Source organism: Streptomyces laculatispora (assembly GCF_017353455.1).
Lineage (GTDB): Bacteria > Actinomycetota > Actinomycetes > Streptomycetales > Streptomycetaceae > Streptomyces > Streptomyces laculatispora.
On the sequence record NZ_JAFMPZ010000402.1, the window covers coordinates 1 to 7,501 of the forward strand.

Annotated in this window: 6 protein-coding genes; 4 read left to right on the top strand and 2 right to left on the bottom strand. The window is 70.3% G+C overall.

Annotation, left to right across the window (positions count from 1 at the left end; genetic code table 11):
- Window positions 1-624, bottom strand: a 624-nt coding sequence (locus tag J1C73_RS20475; RefSeq protein ID WP_307797748.1) for an amidohydrolase family protein, incomplete at its 3' end; no start/stop codon positions are given.
- Between the two features lie 1,329 nt (window positions 625-1,953).
- Between J1C73_RS20475 and J1C73_RS20480 the strand changes: the two genes are divergently transcribed.
- Window positions 1,954-3,603, top strand: a complete 1,650-nt coding sequence (locus J1C73_RS20480; protein ID WP_207317693.1) for a sigma-70 family RNA polymerase sigma factor — start codon at window positions 1,954-1,956, stop codon at window positions 3,601-3,603.
- A gap of 559 nt (window positions 3,604-4,162) precedes the next feature.
- On the opposite strand, the gene J1C73_RS20485 is transcribed toward J1C73_RS20480, so the two are convergent.
- The gene (locus J1C73_RS20485) at window positions 4,163-4,858 is read right to left on the bottom strand and encodes a type 1 glutamine amidotransferase domain-containing protein (protein ID WP_207317694.1); all 696 of its coding nucleotides are present in this window, start codon (window positions 4,856-4,858) and stop codon (window positions 4,163-4,165) included.
- 460 nt (window positions 4,859-5,318) lie between these two features.
- Here J1C73_RS20485 and J1C73_RS20490 point away from each other — a divergent pair, with 460 nt between their 5' ends.
- From J1C73_RS20490 to J1C73_RS20500, 3 genes are all read left to right on the top strand, one after another.
- A complete protein-coding gene (locus J1C73_RS20490; RefSeq protein ID WP_207317695.1) occupies window positions 5,319-6,074 on the top strand; it encodes an MgtC/SapB family protein in 756 nt (251 codons plus the stop codon).
- Between the two features lie 196 nt (window positions 6,075-6,270).
- On the top strand, window positions 6,271-7,341 hold the full coding sequence (locus tag J1C73_RS20495; protein WP_207317696.1) for a Dyp-type peroxidase: 1,071 nt from the start codon (window positions 6,271-6,273) through the stop codon (window positions 7,339-7,341).
- Window positions 7,341-7,501 (top strand): encapsulin (locus J1C73_RS20500; protein WP_207317697.1); only part of this gene is annotated, 161 nt, incomplete at its 3' end. The genes J1C73_RS20495 and J1C73_RS20500, both read left to right, overlap by 1 nt.

Consider the following 7,501-nt stretch of genomic DNA (forward strand, 5'->3'; position numbering starts at 1 on the left):
GTTCCTACCCGTGGGCCTCCTGTCGGCGGCGGGGTTGAACGCAGTCTCCTCCAGCACCCCGTTCGGCTCCCCGTACACGGGCCCGGATTCTGACCCGCGCTCCAGCTTCCGCCGGATCACCCCGCCCTCCGGGTCCGGTGTCATGGCGGTGTACTGGAGCCGTTCGAGTCCCAGGCTGTTGACCACTCCCAGATGGAAGGACTGGTGGATCGCCAGGACAGGCTTCTCGGTGGATACCACGTCCAGGTCGTGGCGGGTGGGGTGCTTGCCCTCGGTGAGCATGGAGTCGTCGTAACCGAAACCGACGATCCAATCCGAGCGTTTCCCCACCGCGCTTTCGGCGAACTCGCGCAGCTTGCCCTGGAGGGACGCGATGTTGGTGACGTTACCGTCGGGAGCGGCCAGGAGGTTGGCGATCGTGGCCTGCAGGCCGGTGCCGACCACGTGGCCGTGCGCATCGATGAACCCCGGCAGCAGGGCCTGATCCGGCAGCAGGTCGTGCAACCGCGTGTCCGGCCCCCGCCACTCGGCCTGCGCCTGCGACAGGTTGCCGACGAAGACGATCCGGCCGTCCTTGACTGCCACCGCCTCGGGCGCCACCGACTTCTCATCGGTAACCGTCACGATGGAACCGCCGGAGAAGATGATGTCGGCATCTCCAGACCGTGTTCCCGGCAAGATTTCCTGGGACATCACGCACCACCTGTTCCCTTGAGAATGATCAGCCTTCACCGCGAAGAGTAGCCGTGCGTGCGCGGAACGTGATCAATCAGGTCGGTCAGTAGCCGGATGAAGCCGACTTGACGCATCGCACACGAAACTCACAGACCTACATCGAGACGGGACGCCAGCCGACCAGATCATCTGAGACGGCGAGGGGATCGGACCCGCTCACCTGAGACCTACACCAGATCGACAGAGACGGGACAACCGAGTTGCTGCAGATCGGTCCTCTCGGACCGTGTCCCGTGACAGTGAAGTTGGACCGCTTGCCATCGAAGTTGGACTGGCCCTGCGACAGAGTTGCGTCTCCGTGGAGTGACAGCGTGAGGGGCTGACTGTCAGTCCGCCTTGCTACAACACGACTGTGAAACGTCCCAAGACCGGTCACTTCGCCGCCACCCTCGAACTGCGTGCCTCCGGGCTTGAGCCGGTAGACCACTATCCCGGCGTAACTTCCAAGCCCTTCGCCGTGCGCTGCACCCAACCACGGTGCCAGGGACACACGGAGCCCTTTCCCGTTTACCTGAGCGTCGTCCGAAAGCTCGCTACGAAGGGGCGGGTCGGATGCATCCACTGCAACAAGAGAAACCGGGCCATTCGGCGCCGATCGGACATGATTCGGCTCGGACACGTATTGCCCGTCATGGAGATTCCCGACGTCAGGGCGGCGGTGCGGTCATGGTGCTTGCGGTGCTGGAACATCTGCGACCCTGGCCCCCGGCTGGACAACATCAGGAACGGTAAGCAGGGAGGCTGCGACCACTGTGGAGGGAAGCGACGCCTCCCGGACAGCGTGGCCCGGGAACGCGCTCGGGCCTGGGGCTATGTTCCGGACCCGAACATCCCCTCCGGTGTCGGCGGCCGCCGCCTTTCGCCCTGCCGGCGCTCTGCTTCCCGCTGCTCGGCTGCCGCGATGGCGTCATCGATCCGCTGAACCCACATGGCGTGCCACAGGCGAAACACCACCTACAGCCGTGCCAACGTCCCCGGCCCGAGCACGGACTCGGGCTGGAGCCTGAAGTTCTTCGAGTAGTAGAAGTATGGATCCGGTCGGCCCCGTCGGCGGGGAGCCGCGCCCGGTCCACCGATCCGCACGGTCCGAGCCGCAGAAGAACCGTGTCGGGGCACGTGCCGGAAATTCCGGTCGGAGGAACTGTTATCCGAGCCGCCTGCGGCGGTCTCCCAGTCATCGGGCATCATCAGCGGCCTACAGGACAGGGATCTACTTACATGAGCACTCAGCACACGGCGGACCCGGTGCCACTGGTGATCGCCGCGCGCAACGGAGACGCGGGGGCGCAGGACGCACTGGCGAGTGCGTACCTTCCGCTCGTCTACAACATCGTGGGCCGGGCGCTGAACGGTTCGGCGGACGTGGACGACGTGGTGCAGGACACCATGCTCCGTGCGCTGGACGGCCTCGGCGGTCTGCGGACCCCGGAGAGTTTCCGCTCCTGGCTGGTGGCAATCGCGATGAACCAGGTCCGCGCGCACTGGCGGGACCGCAATATCGCGCCCGGCACGTTGGAGGAGGCCGGGGAGATCGCCGACCCCGGGGCCGACTTCGTGGATCTGACGATGATGCGTCTACAGCTGTCCGGACAGCGTCAGGAGACGGCGCGCGCGACGCGGTGGCTGGAGCCGGACGACCGGGGTCTGCTGTCGCTGTGGTGGCTGGAGTGCGCGGGGGCGCTGACCCGGACCGAGGTCGCCGAGGCACTGGAGCTCTCGCCGCAGTACGCGGCGGTCCGGGTGCAGCGGATGAAGGCGCAACTGGAGACGGCTCGCGTCGTTGTGCGGGCACTCGGCGCGCAGCCGCCGTGCGAGGAACTCCGCGGCGTCCTCACCGCATGGGACGGCCGCCCCTCGGCGTTGTGGCGCAAGCGCATAGCCCGGCACGCCCGTGACTGCCTCCGGTGTGCCGGACTGTGGAGCGGCCTGATGCCCGCCGAGGGCCTGCTGGCGGGGCTGGCGCTGATTCCCGTTCCTGCGGCGCTCCTCGTACTGTGGCCCGCCCGGGACGGGATGGCACCCGTCGCCGCCGCACACGCGCTCGACGTGGCGGCGGGCGACGGCGCGATGGCCGCCCGGCCCGGTCGGCACCGTTCCCCGGGCGGGCGGAACGCGGACGGCCGAGCCACCTCCCGCGCCGCCGCGCGTCGGCGCCGACGGTTCCAGCGCCGGGCGGTCGGCGGCGCGGTGGTGGCGGCGTGCATGGCCGGTGGGGGCCTGTGGTACGTGTCCCTCGGGCCCGGAACCGGAGCCGAGGGCGACAGCGCGTCCCGCACGTCGGCGGCGCCCATCGCCGATCTCGCGGCGCCCGAAACCCCGGCCACCACCTCATCGCCTCCCGCGGCGTCCGCGTCGCCCTCGCCGTCCGCGAAGAAGAGCGCCTCCCCGGCCCCGAGCCGGAAACCGCAGAAGAGCGTCACCCCGGCGCCGAAGAAGACGGCTGTACCGCGTGCGTCGAGCACCCCGTCCCCGCAACCCTCACCTGTGGGGAACACGGCCCAGGTGGTCGCCCTGGCCAACAAGGAGCGGGCGGCAGCCGGATGCGGGCCGCTCGAGGAGGACGCGCAGCTCACGGACGCGGCACAGCGCCACTCCGACGACATGTCGGCCCGTGACTTCTTCGAGCACACCAACCCCGACGGTGCCGACCCCGGACGGCGCATCGCCGACGCCGGGTACCGCTGGTCGACGTACGGCGAGAACATAGCCCGGGGGCAGCAGACCCCCGAGTCAGTGATGGAGTCCTGGATGAACAGTCCGGGCCACCGCGCCAACATCCTCAACTGCTCCTTCAAGGACCTCGGCATCGGCATCCACAAGGGTCCCGGCGGACCGTGGTGGACGCAGGACTTCGGCGCGAAGCAGTGAGCCCGGCCGGCACACCGGCCTGACCCCAACACCCCACCCGCATCACCACGCTTGGCCTTCCACCGGAACGGCAGGAACAGGCCCACGAGGCAGGCGCTCACCCGTCGGGGCAGGTACGCGGGCCCGGCATTCGGTCGAGCGCCAACCGGCTGAAGCGCAACCGGGCGGTGGCCACCAGGTTCCGCCATCTCGCCGTTCACTTCGCGGCGACCGTCGGCGTCGCGGCGATCAACGGGTGGCAGCGACCGGCTGAAGGCGTCGGCTCCAGATGCCGTGCTGATGGTGGTCAGGTCCGCAGGGTGAAGGGGAGTCAGGGATGCCGGGGCGGCGTGCTACCGCCCCGACAGCGTGGAACCCGGCGCCGACGTGGGGCGGGCAGCGAGACCGTGAAGTCGTGCCGCCCGGCGGGATCCCGCGGGAGATGCTGAGCGCGCAGAACGCATCCGGCAGAACTTCTTCAGGTCACAGACAGACCAACCGGCGGGTCGACCGCGACGGCTCCTTCCACACCCTCCGGGGCGGGGACCGGTCGGAAGCCGACGCGGGCTGACCCGACGGCTCAGGCGAGTTTCTTGAGCAGCTCGCCCGCGAGCGGGGCGGCGGAGGCCGGGTTCTGGCCGGTGACCAGATTGCGGTCGACGACCACGTACGGGGCCCACGGCTCGCCCTCCTGAAAGTCGGTGCCGATCTCCACAAGGCGGTCCTGGAGCAGCCACTTGGCCTTGTCGGCGAAGCCGGCCTGGCTCTCCTCCGTGTTGGTGAAGCCGGTGAGCCGGTAGCCGGCGAAGGCGTTGGTGCCGTCGTCCTTCGTGGCCGCCAGCATGGCGGCCGGGGCGTGGCAGACGATGCCGAGGGGCAGGCCCGACTCCAGGGCCCGGGTCAGCAGCCTCCCGGAGTCGGCGTTCACCGCCAGGTCCTCCATCGGGCCGTGGCCGCCGGGGTAGAACACCGCCGCGTAGTCCGCCAGGGCGACGTCCGCCAGCTTCAGCGGTTGCTGGAGTTCGGTCATTGAGGCGAGGACGTTCGCCACCCGGTCGGCGTTCTCCTGACCGTCGTTGAACTCCGGCGCCAGGCTCCCCCGGTCCACGGTCGGCACCACGCCGCCGGGGGTGGCGACGACGATCTCGTACCCGGCGGCCTTGAACCTCTCGTACGGCGCGACGGCCTCCTCCGCCCAGAAGCCGGTCGGGTGCACGGTCCCGTCGGCGAGGGTCCAGTGGTCGGAGCCGGTCATCACGAAAAGGATCTTTGCCATGTCACATCTTCCGCAGGGCCCTGGCGTCATCCGCCCGGGACGCTTTCGCGCGATGTCGCCCCGGATCCGGCCGGAGGGGCATCACGCCTACGAGCCCGACCGTACGGCTGTGCACCCGCCCGGGCCCGGCAGGGGCGCCGCGGTGAGGTGCAGGAAAGCCAATGGGATGACGTGAGTGGAGCAGACGGCGGGCGTCCCCCCGTCCGCCGGAGCGACGGCCACCCGGACTGGGCCGGATCAGGCCGGGGTGCGGGCCCGAAGGGCGCGGCCGGACCAGGCCGCGGCCGGGGCAGCGGAATCCCGGACTCGACGGCGTCGGCGGTGCCCAGGACCGTGCCAGGGCGGCCGGTACGGTGGGCATCGCGCCGCCGCAACCGTCGCATCGCCCGGCACGGCGGAGCCACGGCGCTTCCCTTCCGGGGGCCGGCTGCCCGGAAGGTCCAAGGGCATCGGAGGCTTTGTGGCAATCGACATCAGCGAACCGTTCGGCCAGAACTGGACGCACGCGGCGCAGTTCGGCATCGCATTCGGTCTCTCCTGCGCCATCGGGATCGAACGCGAGATCCGCCAGAAGGCGGCCGGCCTGCGCACGTACACGATCGTCGGGCTCGGGGCCGCCCTCTTCACCCTGGTCAGCAAGTTCGGCTTCTCGGACGTGCTGGTCACCGGGCAGGTCGAGCTGGACCCGTCCCGGGTGGCGGCGCAGATCGTCTCCGGCCTCGGGTTCATCGGCGGTGGCGTCATCTTCGTCCACCGCGGTTCGGTCAAGGGGCTGACCACGGCCGCGTCGATCTGGCTGACCGCAGCGGTCGGCTGCGCGGCCGGAGCGGGTCTGCCCGTCCTGGCCACGCTCGCCACTCTCGCCTACTTCCTGGTGTCGTACGGCGTCCGCCCGCTGGCCCACCGGCTCCCGGCGCTGCGCAACGCCTCGATCGGCTACCGGATCACCTACACCGAGGGCGTGGGCGCGCTGCGGGAGCTGGTCAGACACTGCACGGAGGCCGGGTTCGCGATCTCCGAGCTGACCACGCTCGCCGCCGACGACCAGGGGATGTTCCGGCGCCGTAGCCGGTCGGAGACCGTGCCCCCGCCCGAGCGGACCGTCGAGGTCGCGCTCAACGTGCAGGGCAGGGGCGATCCGGACGCGCTGATGGCCCGGCTGTCGAGCACCACCGGGGTGCTGGCGTGCAGCCGGAGTGACCTCGCGGACGAGTGAGTGCAGCATCCCGGCGAGTGGGCCGGGGGCCTCGCCCGGCAGCGGGGCGCAGGACCGGCGTAGGCGTCGCCCGGTCGGATGCCTCGGGATGCGGCAGCCCTCCGGGTGTGGGTAAGTGGCAGCGGGCCCGCTGCTCCGACGTACGCGGGTTCCGCCGTGCCGCCTTGTCGCCCAAGCCACTTCATGGAGCCGCCGCATGCCCGAGACCACCGAGGAAGCGGCCGCGGCGCAGCCCGTCGTCGCACCGCTGACCAGCGCGGCCCTGATCCTGGTCGCCACGATCGAGCCCGGTGGTGAGCCCGCTGTCCGTGAGGCGTTGCCGGATCTGGCGGCCATCGCCCGCTCCATCGGGTTCCGCTTTCCCGGCACCGGTCTGGTCTGCGTGACCGGGTTCGGTTCCGATGCCTGGAGCCGGCTGTTCGCGGGTCCGCGGCCTGCCTCTCTCCATCCCTTCCAGGAACTGCACGGGCCCCGCCACCACGCCCCTGCCACCCCGGGCGATCTGCTGTTCCATATCCGGGCCGAGCGGATGGACGTGTGCTACGAGTGGGCCTCCCAGCTGCTCGACCGGCTCGGCGGCGCGGTGAAGGTCGTCGACGAGACGCACGGGTTCCGCTACCTCGACCACCGGGATCTGCTGGGCTTCGTCGACGGCACGGAGAACCCCGTGGGTGAGGACGCGCGGTCGGCGGCGCTGGTCGGTCCCGAGGACCCGGATTTCGCGGGCGGCAGCTACGTCGTGGTGCAGAAGTACCTGCACGATCTGGCCTCGTGGAACACGTTGAGCACCGAGGAGCAGGAGCGGGTGATCGGGCGGACGAAGTTCACGGACATCGAGTTCGCCGACGACGTGAAGCCCGCCGACTCCCATGTCGCGCTGAACACCATCACGGACCCGGACGGCACGGAGCGCGACATCCTGCGTGCGAACATGCCGTTCGGCAGCTTCGGGCAGGGCGAGTTCGGTACGTACTTCATCGGATACGCGGCCGATCCCGGCGTCACCGAGGAGATGCTCCGCAACATGTTCCTCGGCAGCCCTCCCGGCACCCACGACCGCATCCTCGACTTCTCGACCGCGGTCACCGGCACGCTCTTCCACGCCCCGAGCGCCGACTTCCTCGACGCCCCGCCGCCGTCACCCGCATCCGCCGAGGCCGGGACACTGCCGGAGCCGGCACCCGCGCCGACGGCGCAGGCCCTGATCCCGGCGGATGCCCGTGACGGTTCGCTGCACATCGGCAGCCTGCAAGAAAGCGCCCAGTGATGAACAACCTCCATCGCGCACTCGCCCCTGTCACGCAAGCCGCCTGGGACCAGATCGAGGAGGAGGCCCGGCGCACCTTCAGCCGTCATCTGGCGGGCCGCCGTGTCGTCGACGTCCGCGGGCCCGAGGGCCCGCAGCTGGCGGCCCGCCAGATGACGGC